Annotated in this window: 22 protein-coding genes and 1 pseudogene; 16 read left to right on the forward strand and 7 right to left on the reverse strand. The window is 65.8% G+C overall.

The window, feature by feature from the left end:
- The first annotated feature begins 7 nt into the window (after positions 1 to 7).
- Both ASD72_RS15925 and ASD72_RS15930 read left to right on the forward strand, forming a co-directional pair.
- The gene (locus ASD72_RS15925) at positions 8 to 2,269 is read left to right on the forward strand and encodes a thiamine pyrophosphate-dependent enzyme (protein ID WP_056881085.1); all 2,262 of its coding nucleotides are present in this window, start codon (positions 8 to 10) and stop codon (positions 2,267 to 2,269) included.
- A gap of 30 nt (positions 2,270 to 2,299) precedes the next feature.
- On the forward strand, positions 2,300 to 2,842 hold the full coding sequence (locus ASD72_RS15930; protein WP_056880923.1) for an NADPH-dependent FMN reductase: 543 nt from the start codon (positions 2,300 to 2,302) through the stop codon (positions 2,840 to 2,842).
- Positions 2,843 to 2,846: 4 nt separating this feature from the next.
- On the opposite strand, the gene ubiM is transcribed toward ASD72_RS15930, so the two are convergent.
- Both ubiM and ASD72_RS15940 read right to left on the reverse strand, forming a co-directional pair.
- Positions 2,847 to 4,079, reverse strand: coding sequence for a 5-demethoxyubiquinol-8 5-hydroxylase UbiM (gene ubiM, locus ASD72_RS15935; protein ID WP_056880924.1), 1,233 nt, complete (start codon positions 4,077 to 4,079; stop codon positions 2,847 to 2,849).
- An 86-nt stretch (positions 4,080 to 4,165) separates the two neighbouring features.
- Complete coding sequence (locus ASD72_RS15940; RefSeq protein WP_056880925.1) at positions 4,166 to 5,035, reverse strand: folate-binding protein YgfZ; 870 nt, start codon at positions 5,033 to 5,035, stop codon at positions 4,166 to 4,168.
- Between the two features lie 39 nt (positions 5,036 to 5,074).
- On the opposite strand from ASD72_RS15940, the gene ASD72_RS20670 reads away from it, so the two are divergent.
- From ASD72_RS20670 to lolD, 10 genes are read left to right on the forward strand one after another with little or no spacing between them, the layout of a single operon-like run.
- The gene (locus tag ASD72_RS20670; protein ID WP_081420417.1) at positions 5,075 to 5,260 is read left to right on the forward strand and encodes a DUF1674 domain-containing protein; all 186 of its coding nucleotides are present in this window, start codon (positions 5,075 to 5,077) and stop codon (positions 5,258 to 5,260) included.
- A 55-nt stretch (positions 5,261 to 5,315) separates the two neighbouring features.
- Positions 5,316 to 5,708, forward strand: a complete 393-nt coding sequence (gene sdhC / locus ASD72_RS15945; protein ID WP_056880926.1) for a succinate dehydrogenase, cytochrome b556 subunit — start codon at positions 5,316 to 5,318, stop codon at positions 5,706 to 5,708.
- Positions 5,705 to 6,088 (forward strand): succinate dehydrogenase, hydrophobic membrane anchor protein, encoded by a 384-nt coding sequence (gene sdhD / locus ASD72_RS15950; RefSeq protein WP_056880927.1) that lies wholly within the window; start codon positions 5,705 to 5,707, stop codon positions 6,086 to 6,088. The genes sdhC and sdhD overlap by 4 nt, the downstream gene beginning before the upstream one ends.
- A 4-nt stretch (positions 6,089 to 6,092) precedes the next feature.
- Entirely contained in the window at positions 6,093 to 7,883 is a 1,791-nt protein-coding gene (gene sdhA / locus ASD72_RS15955; RefSeq protein ID WP_056880928.1) for a succinate dehydrogenase flavoprotein subunit, read from the forward strand.
- Between the two features lie 18 nt (positions 7,884 to 7,901).
- Positions 7,902 to 8,684 (forward strand): succinate dehydrogenase iron-sulfur subunit, encoded by a 783-nt coding sequence (locus ASD72_RS15960; RefSeq protein ID WP_056880929.1) that lies wholly within the window; start codon positions 7,902 to 7,904, stop codon positions 8,682 to 8,684.
- A gap of 4 nt (positions 8,685 to 8,688) precedes the next feature.
- Entirely contained in the window at positions 8,689 to 9,120 is a 432-nt protein-coding gene (locus ASD72_RS15965; RefSeq protein WP_056880930.1) for an MAPEG family protein, read from the forward strand.
- The gene (locus ASD72_RS15970) at positions 9,117 to 9,365 is read left to right on the forward strand and encodes a succinate dehydrogenase assembly factor 2 (RefSeq protein WP_056880931.1); all 249 of its coding nucleotides are present in this window, start codon (positions 9,117 to 9,119) and stop codon (positions 9,363 to 9,365) included. The genes ASD72_RS15965 and ASD72_RS15970 overlap by 4 nt, the downstream gene beginning before the upstream one ends.
- Positions 9,316 to 9,771: a hypothetical protein gene (locus tag ASD72_RS15975; protein ID WP_056880932.1), complete on the forward strand. Its 456-nt coding sequence runs from the start codon at positions 9,316 to 9,318 to the stop codon at positions 9,769 to 9,771. The genes ASD72_RS15970 and ASD72_RS15975 overlap by 50 nt, the downstream gene beginning before the upstream one ends.
- 6 nt (positions 9,772 to 9,777) lie before the next feature.
- Positions 9,778 to 11,025, forward strand: coding sequence for a lipoprotein-releasing ABC transporter permease subunit (locus tag ASD72_RS15980; protein ID WP_056880933.1), 1,248 nt, complete (start codon positions 9,778 to 9,780; stop codon positions 11,023 to 11,025).
- Complete coding sequence (lolD, locus tag ASD72_RS15985; RefSeq protein WP_056880934.1) at positions 11,018 to 11,725, forward strand: lipoprotein-releasing ABC transporter ATP-binding protein LolD; 708 nt, start codon at positions 11,018 to 11,020, stop codon at positions 11,723 to 11,725. Before ASD72_RS15980 ends, lolD begins: the two co-directional genes overlap by 8 nt.
- A 71-nt stretch (positions 11,726 to 11,796) precedes the next feature.
- On the opposite strand, the gene ASD72_RS15990 is transcribed toward lolD, so the two are convergent.
- The 5 genes from ASD72_RS15990 to ASD72_RS21035 all read right to left on the reverse strand — a co-directional run bounded on the left by ASD72_RS15990 (position 11,797) and on the right by ASD72_RS21035 (position 15,449).
- Complete coding sequence (locus tag ASD72_RS15990; RefSeq protein ID WP_056881086.1) at positions 11,797 to 12,123, reverse strand: hypothetical protein; 327 nt, start codon at positions 12,121 to 12,123, stop codon at positions 11,797 to 11,799.
- Between the two features lie 464 nt (positions 12,124 to 12,587).
- A complete protein-coding gene (locus ASD72_RS21025; protein ID WP_155944689.1) occupies positions 12,588 to 13,187 on the reverse strand; it encodes a hypothetical protein in 600 nt (199 codons plus the stop codon).
- Entirely contained in the window at positions 13,168 to 13,614 is a 447-nt protein-coding gene (locus ASD72_RS21030) for a hypothetical protein (protein ID WP_155944690.1), read from the reverse strand. Before ASD72_RS21030 ends, ASD72_RS21025 begins: the two co-directional genes overlap by 20 nt.
- Before the next feature lie 398 nt (positions 13,615 to 14,012).
- Entirely contained in the window at positions 14,013 to 14,651 is a 639-nt protein-coding gene (locus tag ASD72_RS15995; protein ID WP_056880935.1) for a hypothetical protein, read from the reverse strand.
- A 372-nt stretch (positions 14,652 to 15,023) separates the two neighbouring features.
- The gene (locus tag ASD72_RS21035) at positions 15,024 to 15,449 is read right to left on the reverse strand and encodes a hypothetical protein (protein WP_155944691.1); all 426 of its coding nucleotides are present in this window, start codon (positions 15,447 to 15,449) and stop codon (positions 15,024 to 15,026) included.
- 701 nt (positions 15,450 to 16,150) lie between these two features.
- Here ASD72_RS21035 and ASD72_RS21335 point away from each other — a divergent pair.
- The 4 genes and pseudogenes from ASD72_RS21335 to ASD72_RS16025 all read left to right on the forward strand — a co-directional run.
- Positions 16,151 to 16,303 (forward strand): annotated as a pseudogene (locus ASD72_RS21335) (tyrosine-type recombinase/integrase); the annotation flags it as partial.
- A 19-nt stretch (positions 16,304 to 16,322) separates the two neighbouring features.
- Entirely contained in the window at positions 16,323 to 18,686 is a 2,364-nt protein-coding gene (locus tag ASD72_RS16015) for a DNA internalization-related competence protein ComEC/Rec2 (protein ID WP_056880938.1), read from the forward strand.
- A 2-nt stretch (positions 18,687 to 18,688) separates the two neighbouring features.
- The gene (locus ASD72_RS16020) at positions 18,689 to 19,342 is read left to right on the forward strand and encodes a MotA/TolQ/ExbB proton channel family protein (RefSeq protein WP_056880939.1); all 654 of its coding nucleotides are present in this window, start codon (positions 18,689 to 18,691) and stop codon (positions 19,340 to 19,342) included.
- Positions 19,343 to 19,351: 9 nt separating this feature from the next.
- Positions 19,352 to 19,774: a biopolymer transporter ExbD gene (locus ASD72_RS16025; protein WP_056880940.1), complete on the forward strand. Its 423-nt coding sequence runs from the start codon at positions 19,352 to 19,354 to the stop codon at positions 19,772 to 19,774.
- Positions 19,775 to 19,801 lie beyond the last annotated feature (27 nt).

Consider the following 19,801-nt stretch of genomic DNA (forward strand, 5'->3'; position numbering starts at 1 on the left):
CGAGCACATGACTGCCAAAGCAATTCCCGCACGCATGAAGGGCCTGAACCGGGCCGAGATCTGCGACCAGAATTTCGTCGAGTTCGTCAAGGAATGGGAGGGTCAGGTGCGCGATGCGCCGGCCCAGGCGGAGCCCGTGCTGCCTGGCAGTGCGCTGGACGCGCGCGGCTTCGTCGAGCTGCTCGAATCGCAGCTCGTGAGCCGCCACCTCGACCTGATGGCGCGCGTCCTGCGCGTGCAGAACAAGGTCTTCTACACCATCGGTTCCAGCGGTCACGAAGGCAATGCGATGGTCGCGCGCGCGACGCGCCACACCGATCCGGCGTTCCTGCACTATCGCAGCGGCGGGTTCATGGCCGAACGCTTCCGCAAGCTGCCGGGCATGGATCCGGTGATGGATTCCGCGCTGAGCTTCGCGGCCAGTGCGGAGGATCCCGCATCCGGTGGTCGGCACAAGGTGTGGGGCAGCAAGCCGTTGTGGGTGCTGCCGCAGACTTCGACCATCGCATCCCACTTGCCGAAGGCGTTGGGCACCGCAGTGGCGATCGAACAGGCGCGCCGCATCGGCCATGCACTGCCGATCCCCGAGGACAGCATCGCGATCTGCTCGTTCGGCGACGCCTCCTCCAACCACGCCACCGCACAGACGGCGTTCAACGCGGCCGCATGGACCGCCTACCAGAAGCTGCCGGCGCCGGTGCTGTTCGTCTGCGAGGACAACGGCATCGGCATTTCGGTGAAGACGCCCGACGGCTGGATCGGACGCAACTTCCGCGACCGCGCCGACCTGGACTACTTCCACGCCGATGGCCTGGATCTCGCCGCGGGCTACGGGCAAGTGCAGGCCGCTGTCCAGCACTGCCGCCGCACCCGCCGCCCGACCTTCCTGCACCTGCGCACCACCCGTATCATGGGGCACGCGGGCACCGACTTCGAGATCGAATGGCGGCCACTGGAGGAACTGTGCGCGGTCGAGGCGACCGATCCGCTGCTGCGCAGTGCCGCGGTCGCGCTGGCGTCCGGTCTCTACACCAAGGAATCCCTGCTCGCGCTGTACGAAGCGATGCGCAAGCGCTGCTTCGCGGCCGCCGAAGATGCCGACAGCCGCCCGCGCATCACCACGCTGGAGCACGTGATGGCGCCGCTGGCACCGTACACGCCCGACGCGGTGGCGGCGGAGGCGACGCGCACGGCACCGCACGAGCGACGTGTCGCGGCCTTCGGCAGCGAGGATAAGCTGCCGGAGAAGCTGCCGCCACGGCATCTCGCCATCCAGATCAACAATGCACTGCACGACCTGTTCTGCAAGTATCCCGAGACGCTGCTGTTCGGTGAGGACGTGGCGCAGAAGGGGGGCGTGTACACGGTCACCAAGGGCCTGCAGAAGGCGTTCAAGGGCAGCCGCGTGTTCAATACGCTGCTGGACGAGACGATGATCCTCGGCCTGGCCCAGGGCTACGCCAACATGGGCATGCTGCCGCTGCCGGAAATCCAGTACCTGGCGTACTTCCACAACGCCTGCGACCAGATCCGTGGCGAGGCGGCCAGCCTGCAGTTCTTCAGCAACGACCAGTACCGCAACCCGATGGTCGTGCGCGTCGCGGGCCTCGGCTACCAGCGGGGATTCGGCGGGCATTTCCACAACGACAATTCGATCACGGCGTTGCGCGACATCCCGGGACTCGTCGTCGGCTGTCCCTCGCGTGGCGATGACGCCGCCACCATGCTGCGCACGCTGGCGGCGCTGGCGAAGGTGGATGGGCGCGTCACCATGTTCCTGGAGCCCATCGCGCTGTACATGACCAAGGACCTGCACGAGGCTGGCGACGGGCAGTGGCTGTTCCCGTATCCGCCGCAGGACGAGGCGATGACCCTCGGTGAAGGACGCGTGTACGGCGAAGGCGCGGACGACCTGGTGATCTTCACCTACGGCAATGGCGTGCCGATGAGCCTGCGGGCCGCGCGGACCATCGAACGCAAGCACGGCTGGAAGGTGCGCGTGGTCGACCTGCGCTGGCTGGTGCCGCTCAACGACGCCTTCATCGCGGAGCAGGCGAAGACGGCCAAGCGCATCCTGGTGGTGGACGAAGGCCGGCATGCGGCGGGCGTGGGCGAGGGCGTCATCACGGCGATCGCCGAAGCCGGCTACCGCGCGCGTCCGTTCCAGCGCGTCGTCGGCGCGGACACCTATACCCCGCTGGCCGGTGCGGCCTTCCTGGTGTTGCCGGGCGATGAGGACATCGTCGCGGCGGCCGACCGGCTGGCATGATGGCAGCGACTCCCTGATCGAGGAACGGACATGCCCACGCCCCGCATCGGCCTCATCGTCGGCAGCCTGCGCGCTGGCTCCTACAACCGGCAGCTCGCGCACGCCGTGCAGCGGCTGGCCGGCGATCGCTTCGTCTTCGAGCAGATCGGCATCGGCGACCTGCCGCTGTACGACCAGGACGACGATGCGGATTTCCCGGCGGCGGGCCGGCAGTTCAAGCAGCAGGTGGAAGGCTGCGATGCGCTGCTGTTCATCACGCCGGAATACAACCGTTCCATCCCCGGTGTGCTGAAGAACGCCATCGACGTGGGCAGTCGTCCCGGCGGCAGCAATTCCTTCGGCGGCAAGCGCGCCGCCATCATCGGCACGTCACCGGGCGCGCACGGCACGGTGTCGGCGCAGCAGCACCTGCGCAACGTGCTGGCCGCGGTCGACGTGGCCGTGCTGCCGCAGCCCGAGATCGCGATCCAGTATCGCGAAGGCCAGATCGATGCGGCGGGCGAGATCGTCGACGAGCGCCTGCGCAAGCGACTGCAGCTGTTTCTGGATCGCTTCGAGGCCTGGTTGGCCTGAGCCGTCAGGCCGGGCGCAATAGCGCCAGGCCATCGCGCAGGCGCTGGAGTGGGCGACGGTCGGTGGGGGCTTCGTCGGCCAGCATACCCGCGAGCGCGCGGCGGAAGGGCGTCAGGCGGCGACCCGCACGCAGCACGCCCTCGCGCACCAGGCGTGCCGGGGCACGGTCGTCGGTATAGAGCTCCACGATGGCGCGCGTGGCCAGGTAGAGCGGCCGCGTGCCGCGACGATGGCGACGCTCATAGCGCGCCAGTCCTTCCGCACAACCGAGGTCTCCCTTGCGTTGCAGCGCTTCGCGCGCCATGTCGGCCAGCCGTTCGACGCTGGCCAGGCCGAGGTTGAAGCCGTGCGCCGTGACCGGATGCATGCCGACCGCCGCGTCGCCGGCCAGCGCGAACCGGCGCCCGACGAACCGGCGCGCGTAGACGCCCACCAGCGGATACACGTGCCGGCTGCTTTCCAGCTTCATGTGGCCCAGCCGGTGCCCGTAGCGCTGTTCCATCTCGCAAGCGAAGGCGTCCACGTCCAACGCGGCGAGGCGTCGCGCCGCCGCATCGGGCAGGGTAATGACGACCGAGGATTCGTGCTCCTTCAGCGGAAGCAGCGCCAGCGTCTGGCCGTGGCCGAACCATTCCCACGCCACGCCCTGGTGCGGCTGCTCGTGGTGCATGCGGCAGACCAGCATGCTCTTGCCGAAATCGTACTGGTCGGCCCCGATGCCCATTGCGCGCCGCGTGTCGGAGAAGCGGCTGTCCGCGGCGACCAGCAGGGGCGCCTCCAGGCGGAGCCCGTCGCCGAGGGTGATGCCGGCATGGTCGTCGGTCGTGTGGACCGCATGAATGCGCGCGCTGTCGAAGAAGTCCAGGCCGGGCAGGTCGCTGACAGCTTTCCATGCCGCTTCGCGGATCCGATGATTGGGCACCAGCATGCCGAGTTGCTGCTTGCCGGCCAGCGCGGCGTCGATGCGCATGTCGTGCAGGCAGTCGCCTTCCATCACCCGCGCGGCACGCAGCGGCGAACAGGCGTCATCGGGCAGGTGTCGCCAGATATCCAGGTCGCGCAGCAGGCGCATCGAGGCATGCGTCAGCGCGATCTCGCGGCCATCGAACGCGGGTTCGGCGATGGCGGCGCGCGACTGGCGCTCCACGAGGGCGACCTTGAGGTCGAGGTCGCATAGCGCCTTGGCCAGGCACAGCCCTGCCGGGCCGGCGCCGATGATGATGACGTCGTGGTGCATGCGCGTGTCCTCGTGCCTGGGTTCAGGGCAGTCTAGGTCCGCAGTCCTCCACGTCATTGACGTGGATCAATCCCCGCGCAGAAGGGTCAGCGGCGAAGGCCGTCCAGCAACGGCACGCGCGCCAGCGGCTGCGCATCGGCCGACAGGCCTTCACCCGTGTGGTCCAGGGGCAGTACGGCCAGCAGCAGGGTTTGCGGACCTTCTGGCGCGGCGCTCACCACTTCGCCGATGTCGCGTTCGCTGTCGCGCACCATGGCGCCGGGACCGACGGGTTCGGCGGTGTGGAAGCCTTGCAGTGCGCGCTTGGCCTTGCCGAGGAAATGGGTGCGCGCGACGATTTCCTGCCCCGGGTAGCAGCCCTTCTTGACGCTGTAGGCCGCCAGCCGGTCCAGCGCCAGTTGCTGCGGCGTCCATTGCTCGCGCTGCGCATCGGAAAGCCGTGGAAGGCCATGGCGCAGGTCGGCGGCGCGCCAGGCGGCCTGCTGCCGGGCGTCGTCCGTCGCAGGGGCGGCCACGTCCACGCGCAGCGTGCGCGGGCCGCCTGCGCCACTCCAGTCGAGTTCGAGCACGCCAGCGTCCATCGACAGCGTTGCGCCATGCGCCACCAGGGGCGCGGCGAAAGCGCCGCCGATCGTCGCGTCGGCACGGGACTCGATCTTCAACTTTCGTCTAAACACGAAACGCCGGAGGGCATCGGCGAATGCGGGGGCAGGGTGATCGGGCAGGACCAGCCACACGCGATCCTCGGCCAGCTTCGCCAGCGCAAACACCGCAATCACGCGTCCCTTGGGCGTCAGCCACGCATTCCACTGCCATTGTCCGGCAGGCAGTCCGGCGACGTCATTGGCGAACTGGGCCTGCGCAAAGCCCGCCGCATCAGGCCCTTCCAGCGTCACCAGCGCATGGTCGGACAGGGCGTAAAACGGCGTGCTGGTACGGGAAAGGTTGTCAGCCAAGGGGGTGGGGATTAAAATTTTGTGCGTTGCGAGACCGCCATGATAGGTCAAACACTCCCGACTCCCGACACCGATCCCGGAACACAGCCACCCGAAACCTCCACCCCGCATGCGGGCGACGGGGCAGGGGGAACGGCCGTGGCGAAGGAGATCGGCGGACGCGACGGGCCCGAACCCACGCGTTACGGGGATTGGGAAAAGAACGGGCGCTGCATCGATTTCTGAGCAGCGTTTGAGCCAACGCGGTCACGACCGCCCAGCCGAGACAACGAGCGCGTCAATGGCGACTCCACAACGTCCGCTTTCCCCCCATCTGCAGGTCTACCGCTGGCAGATCCAGATGGCGACCTCCATCCTGCACCGCGCCACCGGCATCGTCCTCGCCGCGGGTGCCCTGGTGATCACCGCGGGGCTGCTGACGCTGATGATCGGCCCTGAAGCCTGGAACTGCTTCACCGACACGGCCCGCGCCTGGTACGGCCAGGTGTTCCTGTTCGGCTGGACCTGGGCCTTCGCCTACCACCTGTGCAACGGCATCCGCCACATCGTGCAGGACTTCGCCATCGGCTACCGCATCGCGACGTTCGTGCGCAACAGCTGGCTGTCGGTGATCGGCAGCCTGGTCATCACGGCCCTGATCTGGGCGTATGTGTTGCTGGGAGGTGGCGCATGAGCAACTTCCGCACTCCGATCAAGAACGCGCGCGGCCTGGGCTCGGCGAAGACCGGCACCGAGCATTTCGTCCATCAGCGTCTGACCGCGACCGCGCTGGTCGCGTTGACGATCTGGTTCCTGGTGTTCGTGCTGAGCCTGATCGGCGCCGATTACGTCACCGCCACCGCTGCCGTGTCCAAGCCATGGAACGCCGTGCTGCTCGTGGGCTTCCTGGTCGCCATGTTCTGGCACGCCCAGCTCGGCCTGCAGGTCGTGCTGGAAGACTACATCCACAACTCGCTGCTCGCCCTCGCGGTGCAGACCACCGTCAAGTTCATCGCCGTGCTGGGCGCCATCGTGAGCGTCTTCGCCGTGGCCCGCATCGCGCTGGGGAATTGAGTCAATGTCCGCTTACAAGATCACCGAACACAAGTACGACATGGTCGTGGTGGGCGCCGGCGGCGCCGGCCTGCGCGCGACCTTCGGCCTGGCCGCCAAGGGCCTGCAGACCGTCTGTCTGACCAAGGTCTTCCCGACCCGCTCGCACACCGTGGCGGCGCAGGGCGGCATCTCCGCTGCGCTCGGCAACATGGGCGAAGACGACTGGCGCTACCACTTCTACGACACCATCAAGGGGTCGGACTGGCTGGGCGACCAGGACGCCATCGAATACATGTGCCGCGAGGCCATCCCGGCCATCATCGAGCTGGAGCACTACGGCGTGCCGTTCTCGCGTACCGAGGAGGGCAAGATCTACCAGCGCCCGTTCGGTGGCATGACGACCAAGTACGGCGAAGGTCCGCCGGCACAGCGCACCTGCGCCGCGGCCGACCGTACCGGCCACGCGATGCTGCACACGCTGTACCAGCAATCGCTGGCGCACGATGCGCGCTTCATGGTCGAGTACTTCGCGCTCGACCTGATCTTCGACGAGGAAGGCGCCTGCCGCGGCGTGCTCGCCCTGGACATGGCCACCGGCACGCTGCACCTGTTCCGCGCCCATGGCGTGGTGCTGGCCACTGGCGGCTACGGCCGTGCCTACTTCTCGGCGACGTCCGCGCACACCTGCACCGGCGACGGCGGCGGCATGGTGATGCGTGCCGGCCTGCCGATGCAGGACATGGAGTTCGTGCAGTTCCACCCGACCGGCATCTACGGCGCGGGCTGCCTCATCACCGAGGGCGTGCGCGGCGAAGGCGGCATCCTGCGCAACAGCAACGGCGAGCGCTTCATGGAGCGCTACGCACCGCACTACAAGGATCTGGCGTCGCGCGACGTGGTCAGCCGTTCGATGACCATCGAGATCCGCGAAGGCCGCGGCGTGGGCGAGCACAAGGATCACATCCTGCTCGACCTGACCCACCTGGGCCCGGAAGTCATCAACGAGAAGCTGCCCGGCATCGCCGAGAGCGCCCACATCTTCGCCGGCGTGGACGTCACCAAGCAGCCGATCCCGGTCATTCCGACCGTGCACTACAACATGGGCGGCATCCCGACCAACTACCACGGCGAAGTGGTGCGCAAGGTCGGCGACAACCCGGATGCCGTCGTGCCCGGTCTGTACGCCATCGGCGAAGCGGCCTGCGTGTCGGTGCACGGCGCCAACCGCCTGGGCTCGAACTCGCTGCTCGACCTGGTGGTGTTCGGCCGTGCGGTGGCCAACCGCTGCGCCGAGACCATCAAGAGCGGTGCCTCGCACAAGCCGCTCGCGGGCGATGCCTGCGACAAGGCGCTGTCGCACCTGGACAAGCTGCGCAACGCCAACGGCGACACGCCGACCTCGGTGATCCGCGACAACATGCAGCGCACGATGCAGGCCGACGCCGCCGTCTTCCGCACCAGCAAGACGCTGAAGGAAGGCTGCGACAAGATGGCCGACATCTTCTCCAGCTTCCAGGACGTGAAGGTCAGCGACCGTTCGCTGATCTGGAACTCGGACCTGATCGAGACCTACGAGCTGCACAACCTGCTGCTCAGTGCGGTCGCCACGATCAACTCGGCCGAACAGCGCCACGAGAGCCGCGGCGCGCACGCGCACGAGGACTTCCCGGAGCGCGACGACGTCAACTGGCAGAAGCACACGCTGGTCAATGTCGCCGAAGACGGCAAGTGCAGCTTCGATTTCCGCCCCGTGCACATGTACACGCTCAGCAAGGACGTGGATGTGGTGCCGCCCAAGCCACGCGTTTACTGAGCCCGGGAGACCTGACACATGGCCGAATTTTCGCTCCCGAAGAACTCGCGCGTCACCAAGGGCAAGCACTTCCCCGCGAAGGGCGCCAAGAACGTGCGCACCTTCAAGGTGTACCGCTGGAACCCGGACGACGGCGCCAATCCGCGCACCGACACGTACGAAGTCGACCTCGACAAGTGCGGCCCGATGGTCCTGGACGCGCTGATCAAGATCAAGAACGAGATCGATCCGACGCTGACGTTCCGCCGCTCGTGCCGCGAAGGTATCTGCGGCTCGTGCGCGATGAACATCGACGGCACCAATACGCTGGCCTGCACCAAGGCCATCGGCGATTGCGGCAAGGCGGAAGTGCCGATCTATCCGCTGCCGCACATGGAGGTGGTGAAGGATCTGGTCCCCGACCTGACCCATTTCTACGCGCAGTACGCCTCGATCAAGCCCTGGATCCGCACGCAGACCCCGGCACCGCCGGACCGCGAGCGCCTGCAGTCGCCGGAAGACCGCAAGAAGCTGGACGGCCTGTACGAGTGCATCCTGTGCGCCTGCTGCTCGACCAGCTGCCCGAGCTACTGGTGGAACGGCGAGCGCTACCTGGGCCCGGCGATCCTGCTGCAGGCTTACCGCTGGATCATCGATTCGCGCGACGAGGACACCGGTGCCCGCCTGGACGATCTGGAAGATCCGTTCAAGCTCTACCGCTGCCACACCATCATGAACTGCGCGCGTACCTGTCCGAAGGGTCTGAACCCGGCGCTGGCGATCGCCGAGATCAAGAAGCTGATGATGGCGCGTCGCGCCTGACCGCATGAGCGACGCACCTGCCACGGCGATCCTCTGGCCCGCGGTGGCGATGGCCGGCCTGACCTTCCTCGTGTGGGTCAGGCTGTACCAGCTTCGCCTGGGTGAAATGACCCGCAAGCGCATCCATGCGCAGTCGCTGGCGAACGCCGCGGATTCGGTGCGCCTGCTGGGCGATACCCGTGCATCGGACAACTTCCGCAATCTGTTCGAACTTCCGGTGTTGTTTTACGCCGGTTCGCTGCTGGCCGCGCACCTCGGCATCTCGGATGCCGTGTCGCTCTCGCTGGCGTGGGCCTTCGTCGCGTTGCGTGCCGTGCACAGCCTGGTCCACTGCACCTACAACCACGTCATGACCCGTTTCGTCGCCTATGCGCTGGCGACACTGGTGCTGATCGCGTTCTGGGTGCGACTCGCCTTCGCACTGGCGGCGGCATGAGCGACGATCCGGAACTCAAGCGGATCCGCTGGCGTTGCCGACGCGGCATGCGCGAACTGGACCAACTGTTCGGTCGTTATCTCGACCGTAGTTGGGCGACCGAATCCGAGCCGCAGCGCGTTGTTTTCCTACGCCTGCTCGATTGCGAGGACGATAAGCTCTGGCGCTGGTTCATGGGCTACGAGCAATGTCCCGATGCCGAACTCGCCGCGCTGGTCGAACGGATCCGTCAACTGCCGGCTTGAATGGCGGCCCTCGCGCCTGCTGCAGGCGTGTCTGGTCATGTTGGGTCTGTCGGCGGCGGCCTCCCTGCTGATATGCGAAATGCCGCGCGCCTTCGCTTGGCCGGGCGCCGCACTGGCGCTCGCCCGCGGCCTGTGGCTTGCCCACGCCCATGGCGTCCGGCCCGTGCGGGCGTTCTGGTTCCCGGGCGACGACCGGCTGCCCACCGTGGACGGCGAGCCCCTGCACGAGATGCGCCTCCGCTGGCGGGGGCCCTTGGCGTTCCTGCGCTGGCGGGAGTCGCCCGGCGGGCGCTGGCAACATGCGGCCTGGTGGCCGGATACGCTGCCGGCCCGCGCCCGGCGTGAACTGCGCCTTGCTGCGGGCGGCGGCGATGCTGGGCGACCGACGGGAGCGATGGCACCATAGGGGTCTATGTTCAAACCCATCCCCGTCGCCATCGGCCTGCGCTACCTCCGCGCCAAGCGCCGCAACGGTTTCATCTCCTTCATCTCGCTGGCCTCGGTCGTGGGCATTGCCCTGGGCGTGATGATCCTGATCACCACGCTGTCGGTGATGAGCGGCTTCCAGCGCGAAATCCGCGACCGTTTGCTGCAGGCCACCGCGCACGCCACGGTGATGGGGGCGGGGGAGGCCATGCACGACTGGCCGCATGCGACCAGGATCGCGATGGACGATCCGCGCGTGGCGGGTGCGGCTCCCTTCATCCACGTGCAGGCGATGCTGACCGGCAACGCCGATCCGCAGGGCGCGCTGGTCACCGGCATCCTGCCGGGCGAGGAACCGAAGGTTTCCGTGATCGGCGACAAGATGAAGGCCGGCACGCTGGATTCGTTGAAGCCGGGCGAATTCCACATCCTGCTGGGCCAGGAGCTGGCGGCGTGGCTGCGCGTCGGCGTGGGCGACAGTGTCATGGTGACCACGAGCGAGCTGCAGAGCACCGCGTTCACCGTGTCTCCGCGCATCAAGCGCTTCACCGTTACTGGCATCTTCGCGGTCGGCCACAATGATGTGGACCGAAATCTCGCACTCGTCCACATGGGCGATCTGCAGCGTGTCCTACGCATGGGCGAGGGCGTGACCGGCGTACGCCTGAAACTGCACGACATGTATCAATCGTGGGACGTGGCGCGCGACCTCGCGTTGCGCCTGCAAGGGCCTTACCGGATCAGCGACTGGACCAGCGAGAACGCCAACCTCTACCACTCGCTGAAGATGGAGAAGACGGTGATGGGCATCCTGCTGTCCTTCATCATCCTGATGGGCGCGTTTTCGCTGGTGAACTCGCAGGTGATGCTGGTCACCGACAAGCAGGCCGACATCGCCATCCTGCGCACGCTCGGGCTTACGCCGCGCGGTGTGATGCAGGTCTTCATGGTCCAAGGCGTGCTGATCGGCGTGATGGGTACCGTGCTGGGCGTGATCGGTGGCATCCTGCTGACGATCAACCTCGAATACATCCTCGCGGCCATCGAGGCGGTGTTCAAGGTCACCCTGCTGCCGGCGGACGTCTACTACATCACCGGTCTGCCCTATGAGTTGGACGCGGGCGAAGTGGTGGTGATCGCGGCGGTCGCGCTGACGATGAGCTTCCTGGCCACGCTGTACCCCGCGTGGCGCGCCGCCCGCACCCAGCCTGCGGAGGCGCTGCGCTATGAATGAGTCCATCCGTACCGCGGTCATCCATGCCGAAGCGCTGGGCAAGACCTACGCCGAAGGCAAGCTGCGCACGCCGGTGTTCGACGGCCTGGAGCTCAACGTGCAGCCGGGCGAGACCGTGGCCATCGTCGGTGCGTCCGGTGCAGGCAAGAGCACGCTGCTGCACCTGCTGGGCGGGCTCGATACGCCGACCTCCGGCGAGGTCTATGTGGCCGGCAAGAGGATGTCGTCGCTGTCGGATGCCGCGCGCGGCCAGCTCCGCAACACATCGCTCGGTTTCGTCTACCAGTTCCACCACCTGCTGCCCGAGTTCACCGCACTCGAGAACGTCATGATGCCGGTGATGCTGGGCGGCGCCGCCACGGTCGACGCCGCGGCCCGTGCGAAGTCGCTGTTGGAGTCGGTGGGCCTGGGGCATCGCCTCGAGCACAAACCCGGCGAGCTGTCGGGCGGTGAACGCCAACGCGCCGCCGTCGGCCGCGCCCTGGTCAATCAACCCGCCTGCGTGCTGGGCGACGAGCCGACCGGCAACCTGGACGAGAAGACCGCTGCAGTCGTGTTCGATCTGATGCTCGAGCTCAATCGCGCGCAGAAGACCAGTCTGGTGCTGGTGACCCACGACCGACGCCTCGCGCGTCGGCTGGATCGGGTGCTGGAACTCCATGAGGGCAAGTTGCGCGAACTGGCGCCTGAAGCCGTCTGATTGTCCTGTCTCGCGCCACGCTGACGCCAGGCGCGTGGCGGTCGCAGCATCGTTTCGGTCGGAATGATCCGTCAGGCCTGGATGGTTTCCATCCAGGGTTCGCCCGCACCCTGCCGATACCAGTGCCGCCAACCATGGCGATAAGCGTGTTGGATGTAGGGGCCGCGAAGGATCCGTTCTTCGGATTGCGTGGATGATTCCGTGCCCAGCAGGTAGATGGCTGCCGACCATGCGTTCACGACGTCGCCCGGCATGCGGGCGAGCTGCTGGTCCACCAGCGTGGCTGCTTGCTCCACGGACCGGGCCCTGACGAGGAAGCAGGTGTCAGGACCATCCGGCCCTCCCGTGGAGACGGCATCCGAGTCGTTGCCCCAGCGGACGACTTCGAACAGGGACATTGCGGGATCGGCGGGATGCATGGGTGAATCGCCCTGGCAGGTGGCTTCCAACGTCATGAGCCGGGCCGCGGAGCGGATCCGGCTCGCATGAATTGTCAGGCCCGTAGCTCAGTGAGGGAGGCCTTTGCTGAAGGCTATCACCGTCATGGACAGACCCGCGCCGGATGCCAAGAGTGCTGCACCTGCCGTGCCAACAAGCGCGCCACCGTAAATCTGGTCGCCGACAGCTTGTCCCAGCCCCCCGCCTGTCTGGCATGCGCGAACATGACCCAACCAGCTCCGCCCAGCCCAAGCAGCACCGCACAAGGTACGAACGCTGGCGGGAATACCAACGAGGATACGATCGCCGAGAGCAGCGATGCCCCGCAGGTGATCCAGAATCTGGCGCTAGGGCTATCCATGGGGCGCGTGGTTGAGTTCAATCGCGACGTGGGTTCGGGTTGAATGGGCTGCTAGGAGGCAAGCTAATCGTTTCCGCGTTCAACCGACAAAGTAAGCACTGATAGATCGGACAACTTACCCGGTACGGTGCCGCTCTTCTCCAGTCGCACGGTGACTTGAATGCGCTTGTCCGCGAGGAGTCGCAATGACGACGTCATCTCCGTTGGCCATTCGTGCTTGTTTATGCGACGAATGAAAGCGCGACGCTCCGCTGAGTCTAGGCACTGGGCGACTCTGCTTGCGTTGTAGTTGCCAAACTCCCAGGAAGTGTTGGGTACCAAATAGGCGCAAAGCGCTTTCCCGGGGTCATAGTCAGCGTGCTGGCAATCGTGCGTCATGAGGGTGTTCGGTGCATCACCGCCCCAGCCACCGCGCAGTACCACGGCGCGACTATGGCCAGTTTCTATAGTTGAAGCGAACGTGGCAATCTCAGTGCAGATCCTGTCTTGCCCTTTCGCGCCGCCGGTAGAACATGACGCCAGTACCGGAAGGATAAGCAGGGCGAGGTATTGAGTTCGCAACGATGTTTCCACGCCGGCTAATGCCTGAACCAAGCCGACCCGCGAAGCGGGTTCGGCTTGAATGAAGTATTCGGCGGAAGCTTCATGGTTGGCATGCAACATAGATGGATAGCACCTTGTCTCCTTGGTCCGGAATCTGGAGCCAGCAGTACAGATCTACGCCGTAGTACTCGAAGAAGCGGCCTGTTTCTCGGTCCGTCCTAAGTGGTTCGCCATAAAGCCTCCGCATCTTGTCCAGACTGTCTCCTGGACACAGGCCCTTCGGTGTGCAGCCACTCGCACTACGGGTGAAGAGTCCCGCGACCACATCTCCGTCGAAGGACACGCGCACATTTGGATAGTTGTAGTGAAGCGGGAGGTAGTCTGGGATACCTTCAGTGGTGTTCGGCTCTCCGAGCTTTGACCTCACCTGAGCAGGTGAATCGCCAATGGCGACACCGGCTATTGACACGTCGCTGGCAGGAATCATGCCCACGCCTCCAGACTCGGGCGAGGCCGAAAGAAGAAACGAGAGCAGAAGTTCTTTCATGCTGCCTAGCGCCTGAAGTGAGCCGCCCCTCGAAGCAGGTTCGGCTTGATTGAATTATTGGACGTCAGGCCGCAACGCCACAACCAAACTCTCTTTACAATGTTGATGATGCCAGGTGCTTGAACCCCTGGCGTGCGCTGAGATGAGAACGGTGGCTCGATCCGGCCCATGCCAGGGCACGTGAATCTCAATCTCTACCGGTTCACCCGACGGGTCGATAGAGCGTGAGAACGGTGCGCCGTCGGCTAGCCGTGAGAGCTCCGAGGGTGGAGGCATTGCCGCCTCGGCTAGCTCTTTGCTCAAGATGGAGTACGCATCTTTGGATTGCATGCTGTCTCTATGGCGCCTAACGCCTGAATTAAGCCGACCCGCGAAGCGGCGTTGGCTTGAATGAATTGTTAGCCAGACCTCTCAAGAACCAAGTCTCGCTCTTTGATCTTATTTTTGGCGATCGAAACAGCGTCTTCGCTGATCTTCTTGATCTCACTTGCAAGCTCATTCAGGTCTTTAAGGTTTGAGCGAAATTCTTCTTCTGACGCAGAATCTTGCAGAGCGAGAAACTGCTCTCGAAGAGAAGCCAGCGCCCGACTTATCATTAGTACGTCCAATGAAAGCTGCCACTCAGGGATGTCAAATACTGGCAATGCCATCAATGCGTGATGGGTGTCGGCCATGAGTGGCGGCGATATCTGGTCTATGTCTTCTTGTTCATTCGATTCATAGGCTTTGCATACGTCGATGGCCAAGCGATGCGAGCGGGCCATAAGCGCCATGATCACTTCAAGCTTTTGCTTGTCTGCCTTTGCTTGCTTGTATTCTTCGAGTTTGCGGCTGTGCATGTTCTGCTGCTTGGCTATCCAAGCAGCCGCGATGATTGCGAGGATGCTGCCGATGGCTTGGATCCACGCGGGCGCGGAATCTTTGGAAAGATCCAGTCTGTAACCCTGCATGTATGCAATGAGCGCAGCCGCAATGCCGGCTAGCGCGATAGCGGCAAGCGAGCGCGCTGTATTCTTGGTGGCGAGCTTAGATGCCATAAGTCTGGCTAACGCCTGAATTAAGCCGCGCCGCGAAGCGGTGTCGGCTTGAATGATTTGTTAGGCCTCAGACCAAGATCTCGAAAGGCCCGGAACATGATGATTTATACCTCTTGCTGAGGAGCAGCGAGCGCTCCGCCGTTGTAGATAAAATCTGCCGGAACCAGCCCGTCCACGGTGCTCTTAAGCTTGGTGCCATCTATGGGTACGCGCACACTCGATCCGTCTGATCTGGCGAAAACTAAGAAGCATGAATCACCATCCCTAAGAACCTCGCGATTCTCAATGCGATGAACCCCGTCTCGTTCAACAACCACGAGCGCTTCGGGGAGATGATCGTTGCGATCTGTCATTAGAGGCCTAACGCCTGAATTAGGCCGACCCGCGAAGCGGGTTCGGCTTGAATGAATTGTTAGGCGGCGCACCCCGAATGCGAGCCAACGCGGCATCTAACCACGGGGTGTCTTGATCAAAGCGCGTCGCCAGGGAAGCCATCGCGGTCTCAACGATGGCAAGCGATTCGTTGGTGCGCTCTGGCGTGGCAAGGCTGAGATGCTTGCGAACGTCAAAATCAGGCCAATGCAGCAGACCTACATTGAGAAGAACTCGGTACTCCGGCAGGGGTCGAACTTGCGGGCCAAGCTCCAGGACGATCTTTCCGACCCCGCCGAAGCTGAATCGGCTAGGGACAGAGCGACGTACCTCGATCTCGATCGGGTCCCAGATGGGGAGCAATTGCTTGTAGAGCTCCCGATCATGCTCCCGGAGAGCAAGCTGAAAGTCGCGCAGATATGGCATAGCCGCCTAACGCCTGAGTTAAGCCGACCCGCGAAGCGGGTTCGGCTTGAATGAATTGTTAGGCCCCCAGCCCTGGAGACTGAGCGGCCCGGCCGAGGAAGGCAAAGATGCCCGTCAGAGCCACGTAGATCAAGCCAATGATTGCGCCAAGTGAAGCATAGGATGTGGCCGAGAGCGAACCTTTAACTCTGTCAGTACCTGCGCACTCCAGCGCGCTTCTCTGTCGAGATGCGACCATTAGTATGTATGCGTAGAACGCAGCGACTGCGGCAAGCAGAATAGCTTTTGGCACCAGCAGTGGGCCAATGAGCAAGGCAATGGGGCCGAGCGGGTAAAGCAGAACCAGCCAGTCGAGCTGTGAAGATTGCTTGAACTCCAAACGCACGGCTGACTCTCGGCGTAGCGCAACGAACGTGCGAATGCCAAGAACCAAGAGGACGATGAGTAAAGTCACTCCTAACATGGGTGCCTAACGCCTATTAGACCCCTGCGTGGGGTGTGGCCCCATTCTGGGTCGGGGTCGTCCTACCCGTCAATCGGGAGAAATGCCAGCAGCATCAAGGGTTTTGGCCGATGCGTTGCTCGCTGTCGCGTGCAACCGTGATCGCGTTATCCGGCATGGAGGCGGTGCGATGCGATACGGCGGCGACGGTGTGGTGCTGGCGGTGGGGCAGGCGCGGCGCGGCGCGCGCGGGTTGATCGCCACACACCTGATCGAAGCAGGCTGCGACATCCGCACCGTGCAGGAACTGCTCGGCCACAAGGATGTCTCGACCACCCAGATCTACACGCATGTGTTGAACCGGGGTGCGGGTGCCGTGCGTAGTCCGCTGGATCGCACCGATGGCGGGTGAGGCGACACCGGCCCGGTCCATGCCGCCATTGGGATTGGCGTGCGCGTTGGCTTGGCTCATCGGCGCGGCAGGCGTCTTGTGGCGGAGCGAACTGCCCGGCGTGGCCGCGCTGTGGACCGGTCTGGCCGTGGGATTGGGGTGGTGGGTCGCGCCCACACGATGGCGCTGGTTCGGCGCGGCGCTGGTCGGTCTTGCCTGGACGGGGCTGCATGCCGGCTGGAGCCTGCAGTCGCAACTGCCGGTGGCATGGGAAGGGCGGGAGATCGTCGTCACCGGTCGCGTCGATGGCTTGCCCGAGCCGGAGGCGCGCCGTACCCGCTTTCTCTTTCGCATCGACGACGGTGCCGACCAGCCGCTGCCGCTGCGGGGCCGGACGGTGCGTGTCGCGTGGTACGACGAGCACGGCGCCGAGACGATCGGCCCCCGCCGCGCGCTTGGCGCAGGCGAGCGATGGCGCTTCCACCTGCGGGTGAGGGCGCCGCGTGGGCTGGCCAATCCCGGCGGCTTCGATGCCGAACGGTACGCCATGGCGCAGCGGATCAGCGCGACTGGCTACGTGCGCGCCCCGGAACGCGCAATGAGGCTCGAAGCGGGCAGCGGCCTCGATGCATGGCGGTCCAGGATGTCCGCCCGCATCGAAGCCGGAGCGCCTGCTGCGTCGAACAGGTTCGTGCGCGCGCTTGCGCTCGGGGATACGCGTGGCTTGTCGCAGGACGATTGGCAGGTGTTGCGGGCCGCAGGGCTCACGCACCTGATCGCGATCTCCGGTTTCCATGTCGGCCTGGTGGCGGGTGCCTTCGCCCTGCTGGCGGTCTTGGCGTGGCGACTGTTCCCGGCGCTCGCGCGCCGCATGCCACGGCCGCAGGCCATCGGGTGGCTGGCGTTGGCCGGGGCGCTCGGCTACGCGGCGGTGGCGGGGTTCGCGCTGCCCACGTTGCGCACCGTGCTGATGATCGCGGTGGTGGTGCTGGCGCGTACGTCGCGGCGTCCTGCGCGGGTGGTGGATGCGCTGGTGCTGGCGATGCTCGCCATGCTCGTATGCGATCCGCTGTCGCTGCTGGCGCCCGGTTTCTGGCTGAGCTTCGCCGGGGTCGCCTGGCTGGCGTGGTGCCTGCCGGCGTCGCTGCACTGGGCGAAAGCGTTCCTGCCGGCACAGGGCGTCGCAACGCTGGGGCTGTTGCCGTTGACGGCGGTGCTGTTCGGACAGGCATCGCTGGCCGGCCCGCTCGCGAACCTGGTGGCGATCCCGTGGTGGAGCCTCGTCGTCGTGCCGCTGTCCCTGGTCGGCACGGTGGGGGAATGGGTCCATCCCGGTGCCGGCGGCGTGGCGTGGCGTTGGGCGGCGACGTGCTTTGACCTGACCTGGCCTGCCTTCACGTGGCTCGCGAACAGCCGCTTCGCCCTGTGGTGGTTGCCGGAGCCTTCCGTGTGGGCATTGCCCCTGGCGCTGATGGGCGCCGCCTTCATCCTGCTGCCGAAGGGAGTGCCGGGAAAGATGCTGGCCTCCGTGCTGTGGTTGCCGCTGCTGTGGCCCGACCGCGGGTTGCCGCGCGAAGGCGAGATGGAACTGGTAGTGCTCGATGTCGGGCAGGGGCTTTCCGTCGTGGTGCGGACCGCGAACCATGCACTGTTGTACGACGCCGGGCCTGCGGTGGAGGAAGGGTTCGACGCAGGCGAGCGGGCGGTCGTGCCGGCACTGCGGGCCCTCGGTGTGCCCCGCCTTGACGCGCTGGTCGTCAGCCACGGCGACAACGACCACGCCGGAGGCGTCCCGGCGGTCCGTGAATCCGTGCCCGTGGCGATCACGCTGGCGCCCGCGGGATCGCCCGTCGAGGGCGACGCACCGTGCCTCGGCGGCGCGGCCTGGCGTTGGGATGGCGTGGAGTTCCGCTTCCTCCACCCGCCGCCGCATTTTCCCTACTTCGGCAACGAGGCGAGCTGCGTCCTGCGGATAGGTACGACGCAGGGTGCGGTGCTGCTGCCGGGCGACATCGGCACGCAGATCGAAGCCGGGCTGGTGCGCAGGCAGGCCGCCTGGCTGCGGAGTGACGTGGTCGTCCTGCCGCATCACGGCAGTGCCGGTTCGTCGGCGGGCAGCTTCGTCCGTGCCACGGGTGCGCGCCTGGCGGTGGGCTCCAGCGGGTTCGGCAACCGGTTCCGCCACCCGCGGGAGGACGTGGTCGCCCGATGGCGCGAGGCCGGCGCCGAAGTGCTGGATACGCAATCCAGCGGCGCCGTGCGCATCTGGCTGGGACGCGACGGGCTGTCGGTCCGTGAGCGGCGTCACGACCGGGCGCGCCCGTGGGACGCCGTGCGGCGCCAGCGGGCCGGTGGGCTATCCTATCGGCCTGAAGACGGACGGCCCGATGCGCCGGAGGACTGAACGTGCTGGAACTGGTGAAGGCCGGCGGTTGGCCGATGATCCCGCTGCTGCTGCTCGGCGTGTTGGCGCTGGCCATCGTGGTGGAACGCTTCTGGTCGCTGCGCCGCAAGGAGATCCTGCCGCCCGGGCTGGGCGAGGAAGTCCGCACCTGGGCCGCCCGCGGCCAGTTGGAGCCGGCCCACATCGAATCCCTGCGCCGGAACTCGCCGCTGGGTGAACTGCTGGCGGCGGCGCTGGACGTGCGGAACAAGCCGCGCGACCAGATCCGTGAGCGCATCGAGGACACCGGTCGCCATCTGGTCCATCGCATGGAGAAGTTCCTCAATGCGCTGGGCAGCATCGCGTCCGCCGGCCCGCTGCTGGGCCTGCTGGGTACCGTGGTGGGCATGATCCAGATGTTCCTGGGCATCCAGGACAGCGGCGTTGGCGACGTCAATGCGCTGGCCGGCGGCATCGGCAAGGCGCTGGTGTGCGCGGCGGCGGGCATGATCGTCGCGATTCCGGCCCTGCTGTTCCACCGCTACTTCCGTGGCCGGGTGACCGGCTACGTGATGGAGATGGAAAAGGAAGCCAGCGCCCTGGTGGATGCCCTGGAGGCCCGCCATCCGCGCGCGGTGCCGCGTCCGGCGGCCACGCCGGCAGCGACGGGTTCCTGAGGCCGCCGCATGCGCATCCGTGACGACCGCGCGCAGGACGAGCCCGACCTCAACCTGGTGCCGCTGATCGACGTGATCCTGGTACTGATCATCTTCTTCGTGATCACCACCACCTTCGACGCGCGCTCGATGCTGCAGCTGCAGCTGCCCAGCGCGAACGGCGAACCCGTTGCCGCGCAGGTCAAGGCACTGAGCGTGCTGGTGAATGCGGATGGCCGTTACTTCGTGGACGAACACGAAGTGCTGCGCACCGACATCGACGCGCTCAAGCAGACCCTCGAGCAGGTGGCGGGCAGCGATCGCAGCCGGCCTGTCCTGCTGCGCGCGGATGCCCGCACCCCCCACCAGGCGGTGGTCACCGCGCTGGATGCGCTGGGCCAGCTGGGGTTCCGCCGGATCAACATCGCCACGGCGCCGGAGGCGCGGAAGTGAGCGATACCCAGTCGCCCTGGCAGGTCT

Source organism: Pseudoxanthomonas sp. Root630 (assembly GCF_001427585.1).
GTDB lineage: Bacteria > Pseudomonadota > Gammaproteobacteria > Xanthomonadales > Xanthomonadaceae > Pseudoxanthomonas_A.